Here is a 23,395-nt window from a genome sequence, read left to right as displayed (position 1 = left end):
TCGGCGACGGTGGGGCACCCAAAGCGGTTTGGGAATGATTCCGAATTCACGCGCCTCGGCACGAACCGGCGCGGCACGGCATAAAACCGGGAGGAGAATTTATGTTCGGTAAACTGATGACGGCGGTTGCAGCCCTCGGGCTCGCGGCCGGCGCGGCGGGTGCGGTCGATCTGAAATACAAGGTCGACAGCCAGCCCAACCGTTTCGACTGGAGCAGCTATCACGACTTCGCCAAGGCGCACGACCTGAAGGGCCAGACCCTGACGATCACCGGCCCCTGGACCGGCGCCGACAAGGACCACGTCGAGATGATGCTGGACTATTTCCGCGCCGCGACCGGGGCGACGGTGAACTACTCCGGCTCGGAAAGCTTCGAGAGCGATATCGTCATCGCCGCCAAGGCCGGCACCCCGCCCAACATCGCCGTCTTCCCGCAGCCGGGTCTCGCCGCCGACATGGCGCGCCAGGGGTTCCTGACGCCGCTGCCGAAGGATGACACCGCCTGGCTCCAGAACAACTATGCCGCGGGCAAGTCCTGGGTCGACCTGAGCACCTACAAGGGCCCGAAGGGCGAGTCCAACCTCTACACCTTCCCCTACAAGGCGGACCTGAAGTCGCTGGTCTGGTACGTGCCGGAGAACTTCAAGGAAGCCGGCTACAAGATCCCGCAGACGATGGAGGAGCTGAAGGCGCTCACCAAGAAGATCGTCGCGGACGGCGGCACGCCGTGGTGCATCGGTCTGGGCTCGGGCGCCGCGACAGGCTGGCCCGCGACCGACTGGGTGGAAGACATCCTGCTGCGCCAGCAGCCGCCCTCGGTCTATGACGGCTGGGTCACCAACAAGGTGAAGTTCACCGACCCGCGCATCATCGACGCGATCAAGGAATACGGCTGGTTCGCGAAGAACCCGAAGTTCGTCGCCGGCGGGCCGCAGTCGGCCGCGACGACCGACTTCCGCGACGCGCCGAAGGGTCTCTTCACCTTCCCGCCGAAGTGCTACATGATGAAGCAGGCCTCCTTCATCCCGACCTTCTTCCCGAAGGGCACCCAGGTCGGCCGGGACGTGAACTTCTTCTACTTCCCGCCCTATGCCTCCAAGCCCGACCTCGGCAAGCCGGTGGAGGGCGCGGGCACCCTCTTCGGCATCACCAAGGACAACAAGGCGGCCGATGCCTTCATCCAGTGGCTGAAGACCCCGATCGCGCAGGAAGTCTGGATGGCCGACGGCGGGTTCCTTACGCCCGACAAGCAGGTCAGCCCGGCGGCCTACAAGGACGACACGCTGCGCCACGAGGGCAAGATCCTGACCGACGCGACGACCTTCCGCTTCGACGGCTCCGATCAGATGCCGGGCGAGATCGGGACGGACGCGTTCTGGAAGGCGATGGTGGCCTATACGACCGGCGACAAGTCGGCCGAGCAGATCGCCAAGGACGTCCAGGACCGCTGGAACTCCATCAAGTGATGATCTGAACATGCGCCCCGTCCGCGGCAGACCGCGGGCGGGGTCGACCTCGGGGGGAGGACTCGGATGTCGCCACTGCTTCAGGGGGCCATCACCATCGTGCTCGGCGTGGGCGGATGCGTGGCCTATTTCTACCTGTCGAACATCCTGCTCGACACCGTCATCTTCCCGGCCCGCGGGCGCGATCCGGGGCGCAACATCAACAGGGCGAACATGGTCCGGCCCTGGCTGTTCCTGGCGCCCGCGATCTTCGCCGCCGGCCTTTACCTGGCCTACCCGGTCTTCGGCTCGTTCTACCGCTCGCTCTTCAACCGCGACGGGAACCAGTTCATCGGGGCGGGCAACTACTTTGCGCTCTGGGGCGACCCGGCCTTCCGGCGCGCGCTTCTGAACAACTTCCTCTGGGTGCTGGTGGTGCCTGCGGCGGCGACCTTCCTCGGGCTGCTGGCCGCCCAGCTGACCGACCGTCTGCGCTGGGGCAACATCGCCAAGTCGCTGATCTTCATGCCGATGGCGATCTCCTTCGTCGGCGCCTCGCTGATCTGGAAATTCGTCTATGCCAACAATTCGCAGATCGGCCTGATCAACGCGATCCGCGCCTGGCTCGGCTTCGGCGCGCCGATCGACCCGCTTCAGATCCCGTTCTGGAACAACTTCTTCCTGATGGTCATCCTGATCTGGATCCAGACCGGCTTCGCCATGGTCATCCTCTCGGCCGCGCTGCGCGGCATCCCGGAGGAAACGGTGGAGGCCGCGGTGATCGACGGCGCCAACCCGTTCCAGATCTTCTTCAGGATCAAGGTGCCGCAGATCATGCCGACGATCATGGTCGTCTGGACCACGATCACCATCCTCGTCCTGAAGATCTTCGATATCGTCTACACCACCACCGGCGGCAACTTCGGAACCCAGATCCTGCCGTCGTACATGATGTCCTACATGTTCCGCGATGACGGCCGCGCCACGGCGGTGGCCATGGTCATCATGGTCGTCGTCCTGCCGGTGATGGTCTGGAACATCGTTCAGGCCCGCAAGGAGCTGCGCTGATGGATGGTATCGCCGGACAGAAGTCGTCCCTCACCTGGGCCGTCAACATCTCCGTCTTCGTGATGGTCGTGCTCTGGCTGATCCCGACGGTCGGCCTGCTCGTCTCCTCTTTCCGCACGCCCGACCAGATCGCGCGCACCGGCTGGTGGGACGCAGCCTTCCCGGTGAAGCAGGCCTTCCGGACCGAGGCGAGCATGGACAGCCTCAAGCAGGCCGCCGACGGGTCCTGGGTCTTCACCGGCAACGTGCTGAAGGACGGCCACAACAAGCTGAGCGGCGCGGATGCGGTCTCTGCCTTCGGCATCTCGGGCTTCAAGCCGGCCGAGTTCGCGCCCGGCAAGACCGCCAAGATGCGCGACGGCAGCCTGCTGACCGTCAAGCGCGACGGCAGCTTCACCGTCACCCAGACCGACAAGCCCGAATACGCGCCGCGGATCTACTTCCAGGTCGCCGTCCCGCCCAGCCTGACGCTGCAGAACTACCGCGAGGTCCTGTTCGCAGACGGCATGGGGCAGGCCTTCATCAACACCTTCACGGTGACGATCCCGGCCACGATCATCCCGATCCTGATCGCGGCCTTCGCGGCCTACGCGCTGGCCTGGATGGACTTCCCCGGCCGGGGCCTGCTGATCGCCGCGATCGTGGGGCTGCTGGTGGTGCCGCTGCAGCTGGCGCTGGTTCCGCTCCTGCGGCTCCACCAGGACGTGGGCATCGGGCAGAGCTTCCTCGGCATCTGGTTCGCGCACACCGGCTTCGGCCTGCCGCTCGCGATCTATCTCCTGCGGAACTACATGGTCGGCCTGCCGCGCGACATCATAGAAAGCGCCAAGGTCGACGGGGCGACGGATTTCCAGGTGTTCCGCCGGATCGTCCTGCCGCTCTCCTTCCCGGCGCTGGCGAGCTTCGCGATCTTCCAGTTCCTCTGGACCTGGAACGACCTGCTCGTCGCCAAGGTCTTCCTGCCGGCCAACACCGACACCAAGGTGATGACCGTCAAGATCGCCGACGACCTCCTCGGCTCGCGCGGCGGCGACTGGGGCGTGCTGGCCTCCGCCGCGTTCGTCTCGATCGCGGTTCCGCTGATCGTGTTCTTCGCCCTTCAGAAATACCTCGTGCGCGGCCTTCTCGCCGGCTCGGTGAAATGACGGAAAATGACTGATTTGACGACAGAGAAACGGCTTGCCGCCGGTGACTGGTGGCGCGGCGCGGTGATCTATCAGGTCTACCCGCGCAGCTTCCAGGATTCGAGCGGTGACGGCATCGGCGACCTCAAGGGGATCACCGCCCGGCTCGACCATATCGCCTCGCTCGGGGCCGAGGTGATCTGGATCAGCCCCTTCTTCCCCTCGCCGATGAAGGACTTCGGCTATGACGTCTCCGACTATTGCGATGTCGATCCGATCTTCGGCGCGCTGGCCGATTACGACGCGCTGATCGCCCGCGCGCACGAGCTGGGGCTGAGGGTGCTGATCGACCTAGTGCTTTCGCACAGCTCGGACCGGCACGAATGGTTCCGCGAAAGCCGCTCCAGCCGCGACAATCCCAAGGCGGACTGGTACGTCTGGGCCGACCCGAAGCCCGACGGCACGCCGCCCAACAACTGGCTGTCGATCTTCGGCGGCTCGGCCTGGGCCTGGGAAGCGCGGCGCGAGCAGTATTACCTGCACAACTTCCTGTCCTCGCAGCCCGACCTCAACCTCCACACCCCGGCGGTGCAGGACGCGCTGCTGGATGTGGCCCGCTTCTGGCTTGCCCGCGGCACCGACGGCTTCCGCCTCGACACGATCAACTTCTACTTCGCCGACAAGTACCTGCGCGACAATCCCTCGCTCCCGAAGGAGCTTCGCAACAATTCCATCGCGCCCTCGGTGAACCCCTACAACCACCAGCTCCACCTCTTCTCCAAGAACCAGCCGGAGAACCTGGAGTTCCTCAAGCGCTTCCGCAGCGTGCTGGCGCCCTTCAACGCGGCCGCCGTGGGCGAGGTCGGCGACGCCCAGCATGGGCTGGAGATCATGGCCGAATACACCTCGGGCGGCGACAAGGTGCAGATGTGCTACCCGTTCGAGCTGCTGCAGCCGAGCCGGCCCACCGCGTCGTTCCTGGCCGAGACCTTCACCCGGCTGGAGGCCGCCTCTGCCGATGCCTGGCCGTGCTGGTCCTATTCGAACCACGACGTCATCCGTCATATCAGCCGCTGGAACCTCGGCCCGGCCGAGGCACGGCTCTTCACGACGCTGCAGATGTGCCTGCGCGGCTCGGTCTGCCTCTATCAGGGGGAGGAGCTCGGCCTGCCCGAGGCGGAGCTCTCCTTCGAGGATCTGCAGGATCCCTACGGCATCGAGTTCTGGCCGGAGTTCAAGGGCCGCGACGGCTGCCGCACCCCGATGGTCTGGCAGAAGGACAACGCCAGCGGCGGCTTCTCCGCCGCGCCGCGAACCTGGCTGCCGGTCCCGTCCACCCATCTGCCGCTCGCCGTGGCCGAGGAGGAGCGCGATCCGGGCGCCCTCATCCACCACTACCGCCGCGCCATCGCCTTCCGCCGCGCCCATCCGGCGCTGATCCGCGGCAGCTCCGAGGGGATGCGGGCCGAGGGCGACGTTTTCAGCATCCTGCGCCGGGACGGCGGCGAGGCAATCTTCTGCGCCGCCAACCTCGGCGATGCGGCGGCAAGGGTCGCCCTGCCGAACGGGCGCTGGCAAGCTGTCGGCGCCGATCTCGGCGCGGTGACGGATCTGAGCGGAAATGAAGCTGCGCTAGGGCCATGGCAGATCTGCCTGGCCCGGCGGGAGGGGTGAGGGGGAGGAGGCCGAGATGGCTGATCTGATACTGAAGGACGTGGCCAAGTCCTATGGCGAGGTCCAGGTCCTGTCGCACATCGATCTGGACATCAAGCAGGGCGAGCTCATCGTCTTCGTCGGCCCCTCGGGCTGCGGGAAGTCGACGCTGCTGCGGATGATCGCGGGGCTCGAGAAGATCACCGGCGGCACGCTGGAGATCGACGGCATAAGGGTGAACGACATGCCGCCCGCCCAGCGCGGCATCGCCATGGTGTTCCAGTCCTACGCGCTCTACCCGCACATGACGGTGCGCGACAACATGGCCTTCGCCCTGAAGATCGCCAAGAAGTCGAGGGCGGAGATCGACGCCGCCGTCGACAAGGCTGCCCGCATCCTGCAGCTGACCCCCTATCTCGACCGGCTGCCCAAGGCGCTCTCCGGCGGCCAGCGACAGCGCGTCGCCATCGGCCGCGCCATCGTGCGCGACCCGAAGGTCTATCTCTTCGACGAGCCACTCTCGAACCTCGACGCGGCGCTGCGCGTCGCGACCCGGATCGAGATCGCGCAGCTGAAGGAGAACATGCCGGACTCCACCATGATCTACGTCACCCACGACCAGGTGGAGGCGATGACGCTCGCCTCCCGCATCGTCGTGCTGGCGGGCGGCGGTATCTCGCAGGTCGGCACGCCGCTCGAGCTTTACGAGCGGCCGGAAAACGAATTCGTCGCCCAGTTCATCGGCTCTCCGCAGATGAACCTGCTGGACGGGGAGATCCTCGAAACCGGCGCCGAGACCAAGGTCAGCCTCGCCTCCGGCGGCGTCGTCCGTGCGGCGATTCCGACGCAGGACAGCGACAAGGGCCTGAAGGTCCGCCTCGGCGTCCGGCCCGAGGACATGGTGCCGACCGAGGGCGAGGACCACGTCTACGAGGGCAGGGTGGACATCATCGAGGCGCTCGGCGAAGTGACGCTGCTGTACTTCGAGACCCTTGGCGAAAGCGATCCGGTGATCGCCAAGCTCCCGGGCATCCACTCCGATCTACGCCACAAGGTGATCCGCCTTGCCGCCGATCCGAAGAAGGTGCACCTCTTTGCCAACGGCCGCTCGCTCCTTTACCGCTGAGCCCGATTGACAGCGGAAGGGCGCAAGCCCACATCTTCCGCGAAGGAAGCGCGCGGGGGACGCTTCGTCCTCCGCATCCCGGCGCGCCCTTTGCCCTGCCGCCCATGGGGGCGGACCGGGGCCCAGGCCGGGGAAGGCATGAGCAATGGCCAAGGGTCAGATGCACGGCAACCGGGAAGCGAAGAAACCGAAGAAGGAAAAGCCGAAGGTCCTGGCGACCGCCGGCATGGGGGCCACTGCCAACAGCGCGACGCGCATCACCGAGTCGCAGCAGAAGGGCAAGAAGTAAGCCCCAGCTTGGGCCGGTTCCGTTTCTTCCTGGCCCATTACGCACCGTGGCCCGACAGATCGGGCGAAGCCCGCCGGGCCAGCGCCCGTCCGCCCCCCAGGGGCGGACGGTCTTAAGCTCGCGTTAATGCACCATCCCGAAATACGGTACACTTACGGTGCGAAAGCGGTGTCAAATCGGTGCTGAAACGGCAGGGCGTTTTTTCTGCAATGCTAGGCCATTACCGGCCGATCTTTATCTCCGGCCCCTGGCATGGAAGATGAACCCCAGGAAGTTCAGAAGCACCTGCGCCGCCAGGATCCCGGTCGATCCCGTCGGATCGTAATCCGGTGCGACCTCGACGAGGTCTATGCCCACCACCTCGTGTTCCCGGGCCACGCCCTGAAGGATTTCAAGCACTTCGTAGTACAGAAACCCGCCATGGCTCGGCGTCCCGGTCCCCGGCGCGATCGAGGGGCAGAAGCCGTCGATATCGATCGTCACATATAGCCGCGCCCCCTTCGGGATCCGCGCCAGAACGGCTTCCGTTCCCAGCTTCCGGACCTGCCGCACGGACAGGAAATCATCCCCCATCCGCCGCGCCGCCTCGTACCCTTCCTTCGCCGTCGACGACACGTTGCGGATCCCTAGGGCCGTGATTCCGCTCACATATTCCTTCTCTGCCGCGCGCCGCATCGGGTTGCCGTGACCATGGCGGACACCGTGACGCACATCGACGAAATCGAGATGCGCATCGATCTGCAGGATATGGATCGGCCCCTGGTCGTCGAAGGCCCGGATGCAGGGAATGTTGACCGAGTGATCGCCCCCCAGCACCACCGGCAGCGCCCCCGCCTTCAGGATCGCGCGAACCCCGGTCTCGATATTCGCATGGCTCGCCTCGGTGTCGGTATGGACGATATCGGCATCCCCGATATCGACGATCCGCACCTCCGGGCCAAGGTATGTCGCGTCGTCCTCGTGGTCGTAAGCCCCTGCGTGGCCGAAGGAAAACAGCGTCGAGGCCTCGCGGATCGCCCGCGGCCCGAAGCGCGCGCCGGCGCGGAATTGTGTGCCGAAGTCGAAGGGCGCGCCAAGCACCGCCACCTCCGCCTCGATCGCGGACCAGTCCTCGACATAGGGCCGCTTGCCGAAGGTCGAAATCCCCACGAAGGGCAGGTTCAGCCGCCCCTGTTCATAGCCATGTGCCATCATGCGCCTCCCTCTTTGCCGCCAGACTGGTCCAGCAGGCGGGCCCCGGCAAGGGCCCCGTCAAACCGCAAGATTTGGGGCTTTCCTTTCCATCCCATGCGTGAAATAGGGAACCGCCAAACGAACACTCCCCAGGAGGCTCCCATGGAGATTCGCGAGGCGCTTACCTTCGATGACGTGCTGCTGGTGCCCGCCGCATCCTCCGTCCTGCCTTCGGACGCGGATACGGCCACCTTCGTCACACGTTCGATCCGCATGAACATCCCGCTTCTGAGCTCGGCGATGGATACGGTGACCGAGGCCCGGATGGCCATCGCCATGGCCCAGGCCGGCGGCATCGGCGTGATCCACCGCAACCTTGGACTGGAGGAGCAGGCCGACGAGGTCCGCCGCGTCAAGCGCTTCGAATCCGGCGTGGTCTACAACCCGATCACGCTGACCCCGGACCAGACGCTGGCGGACGCCAAGGCCCTGCAGGCCCGTTACAATGTCACCGGATTCCCGGTGGTCGACGCCGCCGGCCATCTCGTCGGCATCGTCACCAACCGCGACATGCGCTTCGCCTCCGACGACAAGACACCCGTGCGGGTGATGATGACGGCCGACAACCTCGCCGTGCTGCGCGAGCCGGCCGACCTCGACCAGGCCAAGAGCCTGATGAAGGCGCGCCGGATCGAGAAACTCCTCGTCACCGACGGCGAGGGTAGGCTCACAGGCCTTCTGACCCTGAAGGACACCGAGAAGGCCGTCCTGAACCCCCATGCCTGCAAGGACGAGCTTGGCCGCCTTCGTGTCGCAGCCGCCTCCACCGTGGGCGATGCAGGCTTCGAACGCAGCCAGGCGCTGATCGAGGCCGGGGTGGACATGGTCGTGATCGACACCGCCCATGGCCATTCCGAAGGCGTGGCTCGCGCGGTGGAACGCATCAAGGCGCTGTCCAACGCCGTACAGGTGGTTGCCGGGAACGTGGCGACCGCAGAGGCCACCCGCGCCCTGATCGGCGCCGGGGCGGACGCGGTGAAGGTCGGCATCGGGCCGGGCTCGATCTGCACCACCCGCGTGGTGGCGGGTGTCGGCGTGCCGCAGCTGACCGCGATCATGGATGCAGCGGGTGCGGCCGGGGACATCCCCGTTATCGCCGATGGCGGCATCAAGTTCTCCGGCGATTTTGCCAAGGCGATCGCCGCGGGTGCCTCTTGCGCAATGGTCGGCTCCGCCATCGCCGGGACCGATGAGAGCCCGGGGGAACTCATTCTCTATCAAGGCCGTAGCTACAAGAGCTACCGCGGCATGGGCAGCCTCGGCGCGATGGCCCGCGGGTCGGCAGACCGCTACTTCCAGAAGGATGCGGCCTCCGACAAGTTGGTGCCGGAAGGGATCGAGGGCCAGGTTCCCTACAAGGGTTCCGCCGCCGCCGTGGTCCATCAGCTCGTCGGCGGGCTGCGGGCCGCGATGGGCTATACCGGCAACGGCACGGTCGAGGCGATGCGGAAGAACTGCCGCTTTGTCCGCATCACCGGGGCTGGCCTGCGCGAAAGCCATGTGCATGACGTGCAGATCACCCGCGAAAGCCCGAACTACCGGGTCGGTTGAGGGTGTATAAGTCTTCGGTGTCAACGGCCTGCCCGGCGATCTTCGGGTCGGGCCCATGACGCCGGCCGCCCGCGTCCAGGCCGCCGTCGAGATCCTCGACACGATGCTCGCCGGTGCGCCAGCCGAGCAGGCGCTGACCCGCTGGGCCCGGGCGAGCCGCTTCGCCGGATCCTCCGACCGGGCGGCGGTGCGCGATCATGTGTTCGACGCGCTGCGCTGCCGCCGCTCCTTCGCCGCGCTCGGCGGGGCGGAAACGGGCCGGGGCCTGATGCTGGGCGCGCTCCGCGGCCATGGTGAGGGGCCGGAGGCGCTCTTCACCGGCGCGCCGCATGCACCCGCACCGCTGACCGGGCCGGAAAAGGCGCATCTTGCCAGCACTCTGTCGCTTGATCCCGAGGTGGCGCTGGATGTTCCCGCGTGGCTCGCGCCCGAGCTGAAGCAGAGCCTGGGCCCGGATTACCAGGCGGTGATGGAGACCCTGCGCCACCGTGCGCCGGTCTTCCTGCGGGTCAATCTCGCCCGCACGAGCCGCGACGCGGCACAGGCCGCGCTGGCCCGCGAGGGGATCGAGACGATGCCCCATCCGCTTGCGAAGAGCGCGCTGGAAGTGACTGCAGGGGCGCGGAAAATCCAGAACTCGGAGGCCTATCGCAACGGGGTTGTGGAGTTGCAGGACGCGGCCTCGCAGGCTGTGGTAGAGATGTTGCCACTCGCGCCGGGCAACCGTGTTCTTGACTATTGCGCCGGCGGCGGCGGCAAGAGCCTCGCGCTCGCCGCCCGGGCGCCCGTCCGGATCTTCGCCCATGATGCCGACGCGGCCCGCATGCGCGACCTTCCCGCCCGTGCCGCACGGGCCGGGGCGGAGATCGAGACCGTCGGGACGGCAGGTATCGCGGAACGCGCGCCCTTCGATCTTATCCTGGCCGACGTCCCCTGTTCCGGAAGCGGCAGCTGGCGCCGCGCGCCGGAGGCGAAATGGCGGCTCTCGCCCGGGCGGCTGGATGAGCTTCGGGGCATACAGTACGAAATCCTTGTGAAAATCGCGCCGTGGGTCGCGCCGGGTGGCTGGCTGGCCTATGCCACCTGCTCGCTGCTCGACAGTGAGAATGCCGACCAGATCACGGGGTTTCTTTCCGCTCATCCCGGCTGGCGGCTTGAGCGGCAGCGTCGCCTGACCCCGCTGGACGGTGGCGACGGCTTTTATTGCGCACTGATGCGACGCGATAGCGCTTGATTTGTGCAACCTTTGCGTGTGAGTTTTCCGTTAATTGAGGCTTAAGCTTTTTGCCGCCGAATGGGCGGGCTCGATTCTTATAACGGAGCAAGGCACGTGTCGCACCCGGCGCTTCCTCAGCTGTCGCCGGCCGGCCCCACCGAGGGGATGATGGCCCGGCTGCGCTGGGTGGCACTGCTGGCCGCCGTCTGTCTTGGCGGGGCCGTTCTTGTCGAAAATCCGATTGGCCGGTTGGCCTTCGCCTCCACCGGCGGGGTCTTTTTGGCCATCGCCCTGCTGGCCTCGGGACTCGGGATCCTGCGCCGGCACAGCCGCCTGAAGTTGCAACGTCAGGTCATGGCCATTGTCGAGCATGACGCCGCACCCACGTTCGGCACCGATGCCGACGGTGCCGTCCTGTTCGAGAACCGCGCCGCGCAGGAGCGCTTCGGCCGTTTCGACGGGCAAAGCTTCACGCGTGCCACCGGTAACCTCTTCACCAACCCGTCGGCGGTAATGTTTCGCCTTCAATCCAAAGCCGGCGCCGTCGGTGCCGCACGCGAGGATGTCGTGACCCGCCGCGGCCATGCCCGCCTTTCGGTCCACCGTATCGCGCGCGGCAGTTTCCTCTGGCGGCTGGAGGAGATGCTGGACCGGTCCGGGGGCGTGCGCGGGGCAGAGGCGGTCGGCCTGCCGATGCTGATCGCCGAGAAATCCGGCAAGATCCTTTACATGAACGACGCGCTGCGCCGTCTGGTGGGCGGGCGCCCGAAAACGCTGGACCGGATCTTCCGGCAGCTGCCCCTTCGCAGCGGCGAGGAGGCGGTCGTCTCCACCACCAGCGGTGCCTTGCGCGCACTGGTCGCCGAGGTCGAGGGCGCAGGCGACCGGCGCGAGATCTACCTGCTGACGGCCTCGGCCATCGGCGAACGCGCGCTCGGCCCGGAAGAGGCGATGTTCGAGGAGCTTCCCGTTGCCCTCGCACGGATCTCGGCCGGGGGCGCGCTCCGGGCCGCAAACCGTCTTGGGCGAGAGCTTCTCGGCCTCGCGCGGGACGAGGCGCCGATGTTTACCGACCTGGTGGAGGGGCTGGGCCGGCCGGTGGCGGACTGGCTGACCGACACCGCCGCAGGCCGCGGCCAGAACCGGTCGGAAGTGCTCCGCGCGACCCGGTTGGGCGAAAACCGCTTCCTGCAGATCTCGCTGCGCCGCACCATCGATCATGGCACGTCCGGTATCCTCGCCGTGCTCAGCGACGCGACCGAGCTGAAGACGCTGGAGGCGCAGGTCGTCCAAAGCCAGAAGATGCAGGCGATCGGCCAGCTCGCCGGGGGCGTGGCACATGACTTCAATAATCTTCTTACCGCAATTTCAGGTCATTGCGACCTGCTCCTGCTGCGGCACGAGAAAGACGACCCGGACTATGGCGACCTTGTTCAGGTGCGCCAGAACACCAATCGCGCGGCCAGCCTGGTGCGCCAGCTTCTGGCCTTCTCGCGCAAGCAGACGATGACGCCGGAGGTGCTGGACCTTCACGACGTTCTCGGCGATCTGACACATCTTCTGAACCGGCTGGTGGGGGAGAAGGTAACCCTCGTGCGTTCCTACGACGACAGCCTTGCGCCGATCCGGGCGGACAAGCGGCAGCTGGAACAGGCGCTGATGAATCTGATCGTGAACGCGCGCGATGCGATGCCGGCGGGCGGGCGGATCTGGATCGAGACGGAAAGCCGGGAGCTGACGGAGGATCTGCATCGCGACCGGGCGGTGGTGCCCGCGGGCGACTATACCGTGGTGCGGGTGAGGGACGAGGGCAGCGGTATCGCGCCCGACCGCCTTTCGAAGATCTTCGAGCCGTTCTACACCACCAAGCGGCCGGGCGAGGGCACCGGCCTCGGCCTCTCCACAGCCTATGGCATCGTCAAGCAGACCGGTGGCTTCATCTTCGTTGACAGCATCGTCGGTACGGGCACGACTTTTTCGCTTTATTTCCCGACCCATGACGACAGTTCGGCTCCGAACCCGGGGGCTGGGCAGGAAGACCCCGCGCGCACCCCGCTGCCGGAACTGGAGGAGTGCCTCGCCGGCGGCAGCGTGATCCTACTGGTGGAGGACGAGGCGCCCGTGCGCGCCTTCGCCTCGCGCGCGCTGCGGCTCAGGGGCTACACGGTGCTTGAGGCGGAGAATGGCGAACAGGCGCTGGAGATGCTCTCCGATCCGGAGCTGAAGGTGGATGTCTTCGTCTCCGACGTGATCATGCCGGGAATGGATGGGCCAACCTGGGTGCGCGAGGCGCTGAAGAAGCGGCCCAAGGTGCGGGTGGTCTTCGTCTCGGGCTATGCGGAGGATGCCTTCTCCGACACCCAGGCCCGGATTCCGAATTCGGTCTTCCTGCCAAAACCGTTTTCGCTCAGCGAGTTGACAGCGACAGTGCAGGGGCAGGTTCACTGACCGGCAGGGCGGGGGCAGCGCCGGGGCGATCGGGCGCGTGGCCTAGTGGCCGAGCAGGCGGATTCCGCGGTTCAGCCCGTCGAGGGTCAGCGGCACCATCGCGCCACCCATCAGCGCCTGGATCATGCCGATGGAGCGGGTGAGGCCCCAGTAGGACTCTGGCACAGGGTTGATCCAGAGGCTGGCCGGCCAGTGGTCGTGCATCCGCTGCAGCCAGGCCGCGCCGGGTTCCGCATTCCAGTGCTCGGCCGCGCCACCGGCATGGCTGATCTCGTAAGGCGACATGCTGGCATCGCCGACGAAGATGCATTTCGCGGCGGGGCCGTAGCTGTGGAGGATGTCCTCTGTCCGGATCTGCTGCTCCCTGCGGCGGGCGTTCTCGCGCCAGAGGCTCTCGTAGGGGCAATTGTGAAAGTAGAACACGTCGAGGTACTTGAACTCCGATCTTGCGGCACTGAAGAGCTCTTCGACCAGCCGGACATAGGGATCCATGCTGCCGCCGGTGTCGAGGAACAGGAGAACGCGCACCGCGTTGCGCCGCTCTCGCCGTGTCTTGAGGTCGAGCCAGCCGCGCTCGGCCGTGGCGCGCACCGTCCCGTCAAGGTCGAGCTCTTCGGCCGCGCCCTCACGGGCCCAACGGCGCAGGCGGCGCAGGGCCACGCGGAGGCTGCGGGTCCCGATCTCCACCCCGTCGTCATAATCCCGGAAGGCGCGCTGGTCCCAGACCTTCACCGCACGGCCATGGCGGCCGGCGTCCTGACCGATCCGCACGCCCTCCGGATTGTAGCCATGCGCGCCGAAGGGCGAGGTGCCGCCGGTGCCGATCCATTTCGATCCGCCCTCGTGCCGCTCGCGCTGCTCGGCCAGCCGCTGGCGCAGCGCATCCATCAGCGCCTCGAGGCCGCCGAGCGCCTCGACCCTGGCCCGCTCCTCGGGGGTGAGGGCCAGCTCCCGCGCGCGCTCCAGCCAGTCGGGTGGCAGAGCGAGGGCCTCCAGCACCGCCTCTGGCGCGATCGTCTCCAGCCCGCGGAAACAGGCGGCGAAGGCGCGGTCGAAGCGGTCGATGTGACGCTCGTCCTTGACCATGGTCAGCCGGGCGAGGTGGTAGAACGCCTCCGGCTCCCCGACCGCAAGATCGGCGCGCAAGGCCGCAAGAAAGCTCAGGTATTCGCGCAGGCTGACCGGCACGCCGGCGCTGCGCAGGGTTTCCAGGAAGGGCGCGAACATCGGGCCTCTCCCCGCCGGACGACCGGCGTGATGGTCCTGCGTTTCTTGCCCGGGCGCAACTCCCCGGGCGTCAGAAATAAATCCGCTGCAGGACGATCGTCAGCACCATGCCGATCAGCCCGAAGAGGATCAGGTAGACCCCGGCATATTGCGCGATGTCGAGCCGGTTGCCCTTGCGCCGCCAGGCGCGCCAGCCCCCGAAAATTGCCCCGAGGAGCATCGCGGCCAAGACGATCATGCGTTCACTTCCCCCCCTGGCCCGCGGGTGGCGCGGGCGCGCGATCGGCGGTGAGGTCGAGGATCTCCGCCTCCTGTGCCCGCACCGCCTTGTCCGAGCCGAAGCCATAACGCGCCCAGCCGAGGCTGTCGAGCCAGAGCGCCTTTGCTGCGGCAGCACGTCCCATCCCGTCCAGCGCGCGGGACTTCAGCATCATGAAGGAGGACATCAGCGCCGCGTTCTGCGCCCGCCGCGCCGCCGGCAACCACCGGTCAGAGAGCTTGGCCGCCACCTCCCATTGATGCGCGCTCAGCGCGAAGGCCGCCATCTGCAGGGCGATATGGGCGCGGTGGATCGCGGTGGAGGGGAGGCGCGCATAGATCGTGTCGGCCTCCGCCAGCGCGGTCACCGCGGTCTCGGTCTCCCGCGGCAGGGCAAGGCGGGCGCGGACATACCAGCTGAAGGCCATCCGCGCATCGTCGAGGTGGTTGTCGAGCGCGATCCGCAGTGCGTCGCGGGCAGCGAGGTTGCGCTGCCGCACCGTACCGCGCGGCCCGAGCGCGGCCTCGATCGCATATTTCCAGCCCGGGGGCGAGGGCGGTGGGGCGGCGGTGCCGGGCTTCTCGCCCGCCGGGTTCAGCCGCGCGAGGATCGCCGGCAGCCGCGCCGCGACCTCTGCCCTGGTCATGCCGTTCGCCAGCTCGGGGCTGTTGTAGACGCGCAGCATCAGCATGTCGAAGCCGGTCAGGACGGAGTTGAAATTGTCGTCGTTGAACACGCTGTCGGGCAGGCGGTAGAGGTCGTTGACCGGGCCCATCGCCTGGGCGATCTCCTCGTTCAGGCAATCGCGGATGTCCTGGGGCGAGGTGTCGGCGGGGATGAAGACGGCGAGATGGGTGCGTCGTTTCAAGGCGGCCCAGTCGGCGCGGCGCGTGTTGCGGCTGGCCCTGTAATCCGCCCAGGAGGTTGCATTGGGCGTGACGAAGCAGGCCGCCTGCGGCACCACCGCCTGCATTGTCGCCCGCGGCAGGTATTCGACCCGGATCGAGGCGTCGCTGCCTTTCGGGGCCATTTGGATGTCAAGATGCGCCTCGCGACGGAACCGGTCGAGCAAGGCGGCCAGGTCGCGGTCGGCTATCGCAGGGTGGCGGCCGGTGACGGAAAGGGTGATCGGCCCGTCGAACCGGGTCAGGATCGGCAGCGTCCGCCCGCTCTCCAGCCGGAAGGAGAGGTCGAGAAAATCCCGGGCCATGTCGGAATTCGCCCGCTGCGGCGGCTGGGTATGAACCGGGCCGAAGCTCTTCATGGGCGGCAGCGGCTGGGCCGCAAGAGCCGGGGGCAGGGCGGGCGGCGGGCGCACGGGCTCGGGCGGCGCGGCGCATCCGGCGAGCAGCGCAAGCGCCGCGAGGGATGCCGCCCGCCTCACGGGCGGCTGTACTTGATGAAGGGCGTCAGCGTGCCGATCCGGTCATAAAGCCGGCGGGCGGTGCCGTTGAACTCCTGCGTCATCCAATAGACGGCAGGTGCGCCCTCGGCATCGGCGGCGGCATAGACCGCCTCGATCAGCGCGCGGCCGACGCCTTTGCCGCGCACCTCCGGATCGGCGTAAAGGTCCTGCAGGTAACAGACATTCTCCACCTTCCAGCCGTGGCGGTGGAACAGGTAGTGGACCAGGCCGCAGGGCCTGCCGTCGACCTCTGCGATCAGCCCGCGAAACTCGCCCGCCGCACCCGAAAGCATGCGGGCGAAGCTCGTGGCATAGACCTCCTCGGGCACCTTGCTCTCGTAGAAGTCGAGATAGGCGGTCCAGAGCCGGCGCCACTCGGCCTCGTCCCGGGCTTCGAGCGGGCGGATGGTGACGGCGGGCATGGGCATTCTCCGAACACAGGGCAGGGCGGCGCGCACCCCGGCGTGGCGTCAGCAGATCACAACCGCCCCGTTCGGGGAAGGGGCCGCTTTGCCGTGACGGGGTTTATGCGGCTAGCGCTGGCCGCGGGCGAGGAAGGCGAGCCGTTCGAAGAGATGCACGTCCTGTTCGTTCTTCAGAAGCGCGCCGTGCAGCTTAGGCAGCAGAGTCCGCCCGTCGGATTTCAGGTCTGCGGGCGAAAGATCCTCGGCCAGAAGCAGCTTGAGCCAGTCCAGCAGTTCCGAGGTGGAAGGCTTCTTCTTCAGCCCGGGCGTCTCGCGGATCTCGAAGAAGCGCTCCAGCGCGGCGGCGAGCAGCGCGGGCCTGATGCCGGGGTGGTGGACCTCGACTATCCGCCGCAGGGTCTCGGCCTCGGGAAAACGGATGTAGTGGAAGAAGCAGCGGCGCAGGAAGGCGTCCGGCAGGTCCTTCTCGTTGTTCGAGGTGATGATGACGACTGGCCGCCGGGCCGCGCGCACCGTCTCTGCTGTCTCGTAGACGTGGAACTCCATCCGGTCGAGTTCCTGCAGCAGGTCGTTAGGAAACTCGATATCGGCCTTGTCGATCTCGTCGATGAGGAGGACCACGCGAGAGGGCGCCTCGAACGCCTGCCAAAGCTTGCCCTTGCGGATGTAGTTGCGCACGTCATGTACCCGCTCGTCGCCAAGCTGGCTGTCGCGTAGGCGGCTGACGGCGTCATATTCGTAAAGCCCCTGCTGGGCACGGGTGGTGGATTTCACGTGCCATTCGATCAGCTCCAGCCCGAGGCTGGCGGCGACCTGCCGCGCCAGCTCCGTCTTGCCGGTGCCGGGCTCGCCCTTGACCAGCAGAGGCCGTTCAAGCTGCACCGCGGCATTAACGGCAAGCGTCAGATCCTCGGGGGCCACGTAGCGGTCGGTCGATGTGAATTTCATAACTGTTGCCGGGAGTTCGCCAATTTGCCTCACCCGGTTCTAGCACAGGGCGAAATTGCGGCAATGCGCTGCTTGCCCTAGTGACAACCCCCCCTCCATAGGTTATGGGAGCGCCGTAGAGGTGCCGGATGCCAATCGACCATATTTCCGCTGATGCCGGCCACAAGGAGAGGGCTGACATGAAAGCTGAGGTTTTTCTTCCTGAAGATTACCGTCCGGCCGAAGACGAACCCTTCATGAATGAGCGTCAGCTCGAGTACTTCCGCCGCAAGCTGATGATGTGGAAGGCCGACCTGATGAACGGCAGCCGGGAGACGATCGAGGGGCTGCAGGACAGCGCCCGCAACGTCCCCGACCTGGCCGACCGCGCCTCCGAGGAAACCGACCGTGCGCTGGAGCTTCGGACCCGCGACCGGCAGCGCAAGCTGGTGGCGAAGATCGATTCTGCGCTGCGGCGGATCGAGAACGGCGAATACGGGTATTGCGAGGTGACTGGCGAACCGATCAGCCTCAAGCGCCTGGACGCGCGGCCGATCGCGACCATGACGTTGGAAGCGCAGGAGAAGCACGAGCGCCGCGAACGGGTCCACCGCGACGACTGACGATGCGCCGGCTCCCCCCGGGGGGCCGAAAGGGATGATCCGCGCCGGGGCCGAGAGGTTCCGGCGTTTTACTTGGGCGGGGCAGGGATGTCGCTGATCGGACAGAGGATCACGGTGCTGGGCGGCGGCGTTGCCGGGTTGGCCGTAGCGGTGGCGCTTGCACGGCGGGGCGCGCAGGTCACCGTTATGGAACAGGCCGAGGCGATCGCAGAGGTCGGCGCGGGGCTGCAGATCTCGCCCAATGGCGTGGCGGTGCTGAAGGCGCTGGGGCTGGGAGAGGCTCTTGCGGCGGTCGGCACCCGCGCGGTGGCCGTGACGTTGCGCGACGGTCCCACGGGCGAGGCCGTCCTGCGGCTGGATCTCGCCCGCCAGAAGCCCTCGGCCGAGTATCTGTTCCTCCATCGTGCCGACTTGATTGCCCTTCTGGCAGAGGCCGCGCGCGGCGCGGGAGTGAGGATCCGCCTGCTGCAGAAGGTGGAGACGGTCACGCTCGGCGCGCATCCGCCGCGCCTGACAACCGCGCAGGGGGCAGAGATCGAGGTGCCGCTGCTGATCGGGGCGGACGGCCTCCATTCCCGCACCCGCGAGGCGCTGAACGGCCGCGTCGCGCCGTTCTTCACCCATCAGGTCGCCTGGCGGGCGCTGATCCCCTGCGAGGCGGGGGCGGAGCCGGTGGCGCAGGTCTTCATGGGGCCGGGGCGGCACTTGGTCAGCTACCCGCTGCGCGGCGGGCGGCTGCGCAACATCGTGGCCGTCGAGGAACGCCACCGCTGGGCGGAGGAGAGCTGGTCGGCCACCGACGACCCGCTGGCGCTTCGCCTGGCGTTCGAGGGTTTCTCCGGCCCGGTCCCCGGCTGGCTGGAGCAGGTGGAGGCTGTCAACCTTTGGGGCCTCTTCCGCCATCCCGTCGCCGCCCGCTGGCATGGGCACGGTGCCGCGATCCTTGGCGACGCCGCGCATCCGACGCTGCCCTTCCTCGCGCAGGGTGCCAACATGGCGTTGGAGGATGCCTGGGTGCTGGCCGCGATGCTTGCCGGCCACGACAGCGCGGAGGCCGCCTTTGCCGCCTATCAGCAGGCCCGCGCGGCGCGCGTGACCCGGATCGTCGCCGCCGCCAATGCCAATGCCCGCAATTACCACCTGAAGGGTCCGATGCGGCTGGCCGGCCATCTGGCGCTGCGGCTCGGCGGGCGTATCGCCCCGGGCCTCGCGCTCAGCCGGTTCGACTGGCTTTATGATTTCGACGTGACGGCTACGGGCTAGGAGGCGTCAGAGCGGCAGTTCCGTCGTTTCCTTGATCTCCTCCATCACGAAGCTGGCGGAGACATCTGCCAGCGCCACCCGCTGCACCAGCGCCTGGTAGAGCCGGTCGTAATCCTTAACATCTGCCACCCGCGCACGGATCAGGTAATCGAGATCGCCCGTCATCCGGTAGGCACCGAGGATCTCCGGCATGTCGCGCGTGGCCTTGGCGAATTTCTGCAGCCAGTCGGGCGTATGCGTGTCGGTGCGGATCAGCATGAAGACGGTGAGGCCAAGGCCGACGGCTTCCGGCTCCAGCAGCGCGACGCGGGCGCGGATCACGCCGGCGGCCTCCAGCGCCTTCACCCTGCGCCAGACGGCGTTGCGGGACAGACCGACACGGGTCCCGATCTCCTCCAGCGCCAGCAGCGCATCGGCCTGAAGAAGGGCGAGGATCTTGCGATCGAATGTGTCAAATCTCTCCATGCAGGAAAGACTAATGGGAAAACATCCACGCGACCAGCAGCAATACATGAAAATTTGTGACCGAATCCCGCAGCGCCCGTACTATGCTTTTGGCAGGTGAAATGCCCGGAACGGGCAGCATAGATAGGGGCAGGTCTTGCTGGGAAAACTCTTTCTCGATCATCCGCGGTCGGTCAATGAAAGCTATCTGGAGCATGCGGCCTTTGCCGGGCGCTTCTCGCTGGCGCTCTTTGCCGCCGGCTGCGCGGCCCTGGTCCATGCACTGCTGCCGTTCTGCTTCGAGCGGACGGCAAGCAAGGCGGTCGCGCGGCTCTATGCCCGCACCCATAACCGGGGGCATTGAATGTGCCGCTGGGCCGCCTATATCGGCGCGGCGATCTTTCTTGAGGATATCGTCATCCGGCCGGGCCATTCGCTGATCGCCCAGAGTCATGACGCCGTAGAAGGCAAGACGGCGATCAACGCCGATGGCTTTGGCGTCGCCTGGTACGGCGAGCGCGATGAGCCCGGGCTTTACCGCGACGTCTATCCCGCTTGGTCGGACCCGAACCTGCGCTCGCTGACGGCGCAGGTGCGCTCCCCGCTGTTCCTCGCCCATGTCCGTGCCTCGACCGGCACCGCCACCAGCCGCAACAACTGCCATCCCTTCGCGGTGGGGCGCTGGTCCTTCATGCACAATGGCCAGATCGGCGGCTACGAGCATTTCCGCCGCGACGCCGACATGATGGTGCCAGAGGCGCTTTACGGCCACCGCCGTGGGGCCACGGACAGCGAGGCCCTCTTCCTCGTCGCCCTCGGCGAAGGTCTGAATGCGGATCCTGCGGGCGCACTCGCCCGCGCGGTTGCCCGGTTCGAGGCGCTGAGCCGCGCCAAGGGCGGCACGCCGCATGTCCGGCTGACTGCTGCGCTGTCCGATGGAAAGCGCCTCTATGCCGTGCGTTACGGCACCGATGCTCACGCCCCCACCCTCTATCACCGATGGAGCGCCAGCCGCGGCGGCCGCGCCGTTGTGTCCGAGCCGCTGGAGACGGGCGAGGGCGGATGGGAGCCGGTGCCCCAGGGATCGTTCTGCACTTTCGAGGGCGAAACGGTCCGGGTGGAGCCTTTCAGCCCAAAGCCGATCTCGGTTGCGGCCTGAAAAACTCAGGGCCGCGCGCCCATCCGGCCGCGGCCCTTTTTTCTTTAAAGGCAATCGGTTGCCGGCGCTGCTTCAGCCGGTGGTGCGGGCCTGGCGCTTACGCTCATGCGGGTCGAGGAAGCGCTTGCGCATCCGCACGATCTTCGGCGTGACCTCGACCAGCTCGTCGTCGTCGATATAGGCGATCGCCTCTTCCAGGCTCATCCGCACCGGGGTGGTCAGCCGCACCGCCTCATCCGTGCCCGAGGCGCGGACGTTGGTCAGCTTTTTGCCCTTGAGCGGGTTCACCTCGAGGTCATTCTCACGGCTGTGCTCGCCGATGATCATGCCCTCGTAGATCGCCTCCTGCGCGCCGATAAAGAGGCGGCCGCGTTCCTCGAGGTTCCAGAGCGCATAGGCGACGGAGGTGCCGTTTTCGATCGAAATCAGAACGCCCGCACGACGGCCCTGGATCGGGCCCTTGTAGGGCGCCCAGGCGTGGAAGATTCGGTTCAGAACGCCGGTGCCGCGGGTGTCGGTGAGGAATTCGCCGTGATAGCCGATCAGCCCGCGCGAGGGGACATGGGCCACGATGCGGGTCTTGCCGACTCCGGCCGGCTTCATCTCGACCAGCTCGCCCTTCCGCTGACCGGTTAGCTTGTCGATGACCGCGCCGGTGAATTCGTCGTCGACGTCAATGATGGCTTCCTCGATCGGTTCCATCCGCTGGCCGTCTTCCTCGCGGAAGAGGACGCGGGGGCGGGAGATCGACAGCTCGAAGCCCTCGCGGCGCATGTTCTCGATCAGCACGCCCATCTGCAATTCGCCCCGGCCGGCGACTTCGAAGGCCTCGCCCGAGGGGGTGTCGGAGACCTTGATGGCGACGTTGATCTCGGCTTCCTTCATCAGCCGCTCGCGGATGACGCGGGATTGCACCTTGTTGCCGTCGCGCCCGGCAAGCGGGCTGTCGTTGATCCCGAAGGTGACGGAAATCGTCGGCGGATCAATCGGTTGCGCGGGAAGGCTCGCGTCGACCTCCAGCGCGCAGAGCGTGTCCGCAACGGTGGCCTTCGACATGCCGGCGAGGGTGACGATATCGCCCGCCTCCGCCACGTCGATCGGCGCCTGTGAGAGGCCGCGGAAGGCGAGGATCTTGGAGACGCGGAACTGCTCCAGCCGGTCGCCGGTGCGGCTGAGCGCCTTGATCGTCTCGCCGGCCCGCAGCGTGCCGGATTCGACCCGGCCGGTCAGGATGCGGCCAAGGAACGGGTCGGCGGAGAGCGTCGTCGCCAGCATCCGAAACGGCTCTGCCCGGCGCGCGACCTGGGTAGGCGCGGGGACATGGGCCTGGACAAGATCGAAGAGCGCGGAGAGATCCTTGCGCGGGCCGTCGAGGTCCGTATCCGCCCAGCCGGCACGGCCGGAGGCATAAAGATGAGGGAAATCAAGCTGTTCGTTGTCGGCGCCGAGGTTGGCGAAGAGGTCGAAGACCTCGTCGAGGGCGCGGTCGGGTTCGGCGTCGGGCTTGTCGACCTTGTTGAGGACGACGATGGGCCGCAGGCCGAGGGCGAGCGCCTTGGAGGTGACGAATTTCGTCTGCGGCATCGGGCCTTCGGCCGCGTCGACCAGCAGCACCACGCCGTCGACCATGGAGAGGATCCGCTCCACCTCGCCGCCGAAGTCGGCGTGGCCGGGGGTGTCGACGATGTTGATCCGCGCGCCCTTCCATTCCACCGAGGTGCACTTGGCGAGGATGGTGATCCCGCGCTCACGTTCGATGTCGTTGGAATCCATGGCCCTTTCGGCCACCGACTGGTTTTCGCGGAAAGCGCCCGACTGTTTCAGGAGCTCGTCGACCAGCGTCGTCTTGCCGTGGTCGACGTGGGCGATGATGGCGATGTTGCGCAGGTCCATGGGTCATCTCGTATGGTTCGGGCGAGGCGATAGCCGAGGTGGGGCGGAAAGGCCAGAGGAGATCGGCAGGCGGTTTTCTGCGCTGCGGCGGGAATGTCGCAGCTTGCGCCCGTAAGCGTCGAAGAAGGCTGGGAAAAGCGAATACCGTAAAAGCACCGCTTTCACACCGCTTTTGCACCGATTTGGTTTTTTGAATGTGTCGGTGCGCTTGAGCGGTCGTCGCGGGCCGGTTATGGCGGGGCATGGCGGACGATGTTCAGACCCTGCCGGTGGTGGCCAGGCTCTTCCCGGAGATCCTCAGCGGCGAGAAGACCTCGACCATCCGCTGGCGCGAGGAGGTGATCCGGCCGGGTGCGCTGCGGTTTGTCTGCGAGGGCGCGTCGGGGCGGGTTGCCGACGTCATGGTGATGCGCTGCACGGATATGCCGCTGTCGGAGGCGGCAGCGTTCGTCGGCCGCGCGGCGGACTGGCCGGACCCGGTGATGCTGGACGGGATGCGGGAGCATTACCCGGAGATCACGCTGGCGGATATCGTGCAGGTGGTGGAGTTCCGGCTGGCGGATCGAGCCTAACCCGGCCCGAAGCAGCGGTTGCTGGCCCTCTCTTCGGTCTGGCAC

General features: G+C 67.0%; 22 protein-coding genes. 14 read left to right on the top strand and 8 right to left on the bottom strand.

The annotated features are described in order from the left end of the window. Positions 1-101 precede the first annotated feature (101 nt). The 6 genes from EIP85_RS01025 to EIP85_RS22705 all read left to right on the top strand — a co-directional run bounded on the left by EIP85_RS01025 (position 102) and on the right by EIP85_RS22705 (position 6,705). Positions 102-1,466, top strand: a complete 1,365-nt coding sequence (locus EIP85_RS01025) for an ABC transporter substrate-binding protein (protein ID WP_127900275.1) — start codon at positions 102-104, stop codon at positions 1,464-1,466. 66 nt (positions 1,467-1,532) lie between these two features. Then, entirely contained in the window at positions 1,533-2,513 is a 981-nt protein-coding gene (locus tag EIP85_RS01020) for a carbohydrate ABC transporter permease (protein WP_127900274.1), read from the top strand. After that, entirely contained in the window at positions 2,513-3,658 is a 1,146-nt protein-coding gene (locus tag EIP85_RS01015; protein ID WP_127900273.1) for a carbohydrate ABC transporter permease, read from the top strand. The genes EIP85_RS01020 and EIP85_RS01015 overlap by 1 nt, the downstream gene beginning before the upstream one ends. Positions 3,659-3,664: 6 nt before the next feature. Continuing rightward, positions 3,665-5,311, top strand: coding sequence for an alpha-amylase family glycosyl hydrolase (locus EIP85_RS01010; protein ID WP_127900272.1), 1,647 nt, complete (start codon positions 3,665-3,667; stop codon positions 5,309-5,311). Positions 5,312-5,327: 16 nt separating this feature from the next. After that, on the top strand, positions 5,328-6,416 hold the full coding sequence (locus EIP85_RS01005; protein ID WP_127900271.1) for an ABC transporter ATP-binding protein: 1,089 nt from the start codon (positions 5,328-5,330) through the stop codon (positions 6,414-6,416). A 145-nt stretch (positions 6,417-6,561) separates the two neighbouring features. Continuing rightward, the gene (locus EIP85_RS22705; RefSeq protein WP_164871614.1) at positions 6,562-6,705 is read left to right on the top strand and encodes a hypothetical protein; all 144 of its coding nucleotides are present in this window, start codon (positions 6,562-6,564) and stop codon (positions 6,703-6,705) included. A gap of 234 nt (positions 6,706-6,939) precedes the next feature. Here the strand turns inward: EIP85_RS22705 and speB are convergent, their stop codons facing one another. Beyond that, positions 6,940-7,899, bottom strand: a complete 960-nt coding sequence (speB, locus tag EIP85_RS01000; RefSeq protein WP_127900270.1) for an agmatinase — start codon at positions 7,897-7,899, stop codon at positions 6,940-6,942. A 141-nt stretch (positions 7,900-8,040) separates the two neighbouring features. Between speB and guaB the strand changes: the two genes are divergently transcribed. The 3 genes from guaB to EIP85_RS00985 all read left to right on the top strand — a co-directional run bounded on the left by guaB (position 8,041) and on the right by EIP85_RS00985 (position 13,153). Then, positions 8,041-9,489: an IMP dehydrogenase gene (guaB, locus tag EIP85_RS00995; protein ID WP_127900269.1), complete on the top strand. Its 1,449-nt coding sequence runs from the start codon at positions 8,041-8,043 to the stop codon at positions 9,487-9,489. A gap of 55 nt (positions 9,490-9,544) precedes the next feature. Beyond that, positions 9,545-10,723 carry an RsmB/NOP family class I SAM-dependent RNA methyltransferase gene (locus EIP85_RS00990; protein ID WP_127900268.1) on the top strand — a complete coding sequence of 393 codons (1,179 nt, stop codon included), beginning with the start codon at positions 9,545-9,547 and terminating at the stop codon, positions 10,721-10,723. Between the two features lie 147 nt (positions 10,724-10,870). Next, entirely contained in the window at positions 10,871-13,153 is a 2,283-nt protein-coding gene (locus EIP85_RS00985) for an ATP-binding protein (protein ID WP_241559864.1), read from the top strand. A 42-nt stretch (positions 13,154-13,195) separates the two neighbouring features. Here EIP85_RS00985 and EIP85_RS00980 read toward each other — a convergent pair whose 3' ends face one another. The 5 genes from EIP85_RS00980 to EIP85_RS00960 all read right to left on the bottom strand — a co-directional run bounded on the left by EIP85_RS00980 (position 13,196) and on the right by EIP85_RS00960 (position 17,417). Continuing rightward, positions 13,196-14,380: a vWA domain-containing protein gene (locus EIP85_RS00980; protein ID WP_127900266.1), complete on the bottom strand. Its 1,185-nt coding sequence runs from the start codon at positions 14,378-14,380 to the stop codon at positions 13,196-13,198. A gap of 70 nt (positions 14,381-14,450) precedes the next feature. Further along, a complete protein-coding gene (locus EIP85_RS00975; RefSeq protein ID WP_127900265.1) occupies positions 14,451-14,618 on the bottom strand; it encodes an apolipoprotein acyltransferase in 168 nt (55 codons plus the stop codon). 4 nt (positions 14,619-14,622) lie between these two features. Next, the gene (locus EIP85_RS00970; RefSeq protein WP_241559851.1) at positions 14,623-15,903 is read right to left on the bottom strand and encodes a DUF2927 domain-containing protein; all 1,281 of its coding nucleotides are present in this window, start codon (positions 15,901-15,903) and stop codon (positions 14,623-14,625) included. Between the two features lie 116 nt (positions 15,904-16,019). Continuing rightward, positions 16,020-16,472 (bottom strand): GNAT family N-acetyltransferase, encoded by a 453-nt coding sequence (locus EIP85_RS00965; protein ID WP_127900263.1) that lies wholly within the window; start codon positions 16,470-16,472, stop codon positions 16,020-16,022. A gap of 105 nt (positions 16,473-16,577) precedes the next feature. Further along, positions 16,578-17,417: an AAA family ATPase gene (locus tag EIP85_RS00960; RefSeq protein ID WP_127900262.1), complete on the bottom strand. Its 840-nt coding sequence runs from the start codon at positions 17,415-17,417 to the stop codon at positions 16,578-16,580. Between the two features lie 179 nt (positions 17,418-17,596). On the opposite strand from EIP85_RS00960, the gene dksA reads away from it, so the two are divergent. Together dksA and EIP85_RS00950 are read left to right on the top strand one after the other, a co-directional pair. Next, positions 17,597-18,019 (top strand): RNA polymerase-binding protein DksA, encoded by a 423-nt coding sequence (gene dksA, locus EIP85_RS00955; protein WP_127900511.1) that lies wholly within the window; start codon positions 17,597-17,599, stop codon positions 18,017-18,019. An 87-nt stretch (positions 18,020-18,106) separates the two neighbouring features. Then, the gene (locus tag EIP85_RS00950; RefSeq protein ID WP_127900261.1) at positions 18,107-19,282 is read left to right on the top strand and encodes an FAD-dependent monooxygenase; all 1,176 of its coding nucleotides are present in this window, start codon (positions 18,107-18,109) and stop codon (positions 19,280-19,282) included. A 6-nt stretch (positions 19,283-19,288) separates the two neighbouring features. On the opposite strand, the gene EIP85_RS00945 is transcribed toward EIP85_RS00950, so the two are convergent. Beyond that, complete coding sequence (locus EIP85_RS00945; RefSeq protein ID WP_127900260.1) at positions 19,289-19,747, bottom strand: Lrp/AsnC family transcriptional regulator; 459 nt, start codon at positions 19,745-19,747, stop codon at positions 19,289-19,291. A gap of 136 nt (positions 19,748-19,883) precedes the next feature. Between EIP85_RS00945 and EIP85_RS00940 the strand changes: the two genes are divergently transcribed. Beyond that, on the top strand, positions 19,884-20,090 hold the full coding sequence (locus tag EIP85_RS00940; protein WP_127900259.1) for a DUF6356 family protein: 207 nt from the start codon (positions 19,884-19,886) through the stop codon (positions 20,088-20,090). After that, a complete protein-coding gene (locus EIP85_RS00935; RefSeq protein WP_127900258.1) occupies positions 20,091-20,885 on the top strand; it encodes a class II glutamine amidotransferase in 795 nt (264 codons plus the stop codon). 72 nt (positions 20,886-20,957) lie between these two features. Here EIP85_RS00935 and typA read toward each other — a convergent pair whose 3' ends face one another. Next, on the bottom strand, positions 20,958-22,778 hold the full coding sequence (typA, locus tag EIP85_RS00930) for a translational GTPase TypA (RefSeq protein WP_127900257.1): 1,821 nt from the start codon (positions 22,776-22,778) through the stop codon (positions 20,958-20,960). A gap of 242 nt (positions 22,779-23,020) precedes the next feature. Between typA and EIP85_RS00925 the strand changes: the two genes are divergently transcribed. Next, positions 23,021-23,350, top strand: a complete 330-nt coding sequence (locus tag EIP85_RS00925; RefSeq protein ID WP_127900256.1) for an ASCH domain-containing protein — start codon at positions 23,021-23,023, stop codon at positions 23,348-23,350. The last annotated feature ends 45 nt before the right edge of the window (positions 23,351-23,395 follow it).

Origin of the sequence: Solirhodobacter olei, from assembly GCF_004010155.1 — a bacterium.
In the GTDB taxonomy this organism is placed as follows: domain Bacteria; phylum Pseudomonadota; class Alphaproteobacteria; order Rhodobacterales; family Rhodobacteraceae; genus Solirhodobacter; species Solirhodobacter olei.
Note: the sequence above shows the minus strand (reverse complement) of the source record. Positions and strands in the feature narration are given on the sequence as shown.

Bases quoted from the DNA above. Each gene is read 5' to 3' on its own strand.
- EIP85_RS01020 (WP_127900274.1), top strand. From the start codon at position 1,533: ATGTCGCCACTGCTTCAGGGGGCCATCACCATCGTGCTCGGCGTGGGC.
- EIP85_RS01025 (WP_127900275.1), top strand. From the start codon at position 102: ATGTTCGGTAAACTGATGACGGCGGTTGCAGCCCTCGGGCTCGCGGCC.
- typA (WP_127900257.1), bottom strand. From the start codon at position 22,778: ATGGACCTGCGCAACATCGCCATCATCGCCCACGTCGACCACGGCAAG.
- dksA (WP_127900511.1), top strand. From the start codon at position 17,597: ATGAAAGCTGAGGTTTTTCTTCCTGAAGATTACCGTCCGGCCGAAGAC.
- guaB (WP_127900269.1), top strand. From the start codon at position 8,041: ATGGAGATTCGCGAGGCGCTTACCTTCGATGACGTGCTGCTGGTGCCC.
- EIP85_RS00945 (WP_127900260.1), bottom strand. From the start codon at position 19,747: ATGGAGAGATTTGACACATTCGATCGCAAGATCCTCGCCCTTCTTCAG.
- EIP85_RS00985 (WP_241559864.1), top strand. From the start codon at position 10,871: ATGATGGCCCGGCTGCGCTGGGTGGCACTGCTGGCCGCCGTCTGTCTT.
- EIP85_RS22705 (WP_164871614.1), top strand. From the start codon at position 6,562: ATGGCCAAGGGTCAGATGCACGGCAACCGGGAAGCGAAGAAACCGAAG.
- EIP85_RS00990 (WP_127900268.1), top strand. From the start codon at position 9,545: ATGACGCCGGCCGCCCGCGTCCAGGCCGCCGTCGAGATCCTCGACACG.
- EIP85_RS01005 (WP_127900271.1), top strand. From the start codon at position 5,328: ATGGCTGATCTGATACTGAAGGACGTGGCCAAGTCCTATGGCGAGGTC.
- EIP85_RS01015 (WP_127900273.1), top strand. From the start codon at position 2,513: ATGGATGGTATCGCCGGACAGAAGTCGTCCCTCACCTGGGCCGTCAAC.
- EIP85_RS00965 (WP_127900263.1), bottom strand. From the start codon at position 16,472: ATGCCCATGCCCGCCGTCACCATCCGCCCGCTCGAAGCCCGGGACGAG.
- EIP85_RS00970 (WP_241559851.1), bottom strand. From the start codon at position 15,903: ATGAAGAGCTTCGGCCCGGTTCATACCCAGCCGCCGCAGCGGGCGAAT.
- EIP85_RS00935 (WP_127900258.1), top strand. From the start codon at position 20,091: ATGTGCCGCTGGGCCGCCTATATCGGCGCGGCGATCTTTCTTGAGGAT.
- EIP85_RS01010 (WP_127900272.1), top strand. From the start codon at position 3,665: ATGACTGATTTGACGACAGAGAAACGGCTTGCCGCCGGTGACTGGTGG.
- speB (WP_127900270.1), bottom strand. From the start codon at position 7,899: ATGATGGCACATGGCTATGAACAGGGGCGGCTGAACCTGCCCTTCGTG.
- EIP85_RS00960 (WP_127900262.1), bottom strand. From the start codon at position 17,417: ATGAAATTCACATCGACCGACCGCTACGTGGCCCCCGAGGATCTGACG.
- EIP85_RS00925 (WP_127900256.1), top strand. From the start codon at position 23,021: ATGGCGGACGATGTTCAGACCCTGCCGGTGGTGGCCAGGCTCTTCCCG.
- EIP85_RS00980 (WP_127900266.1), bottom strand. From the start codon at position 14,380: ATGTTCGCGCCCTTCCTGGAAACCCTGCGCAGCGCCGGCGTGCCGGTC.
- EIP85_RS00950 (WP_127900261.1), top strand. From the start codon at position 18,107: ATGTCGCTGATCGGACAGAGGATCACGGTGCTGGGCGGCGGCGTTGCC.
- EIP85_RS00975 (WP_127900265.1), bottom strand. From the start codon at position 14,618: ATGATCGTCTTGGCCGCGATGCTCCTCGGGGCAATTTTCGGGGGCTGG.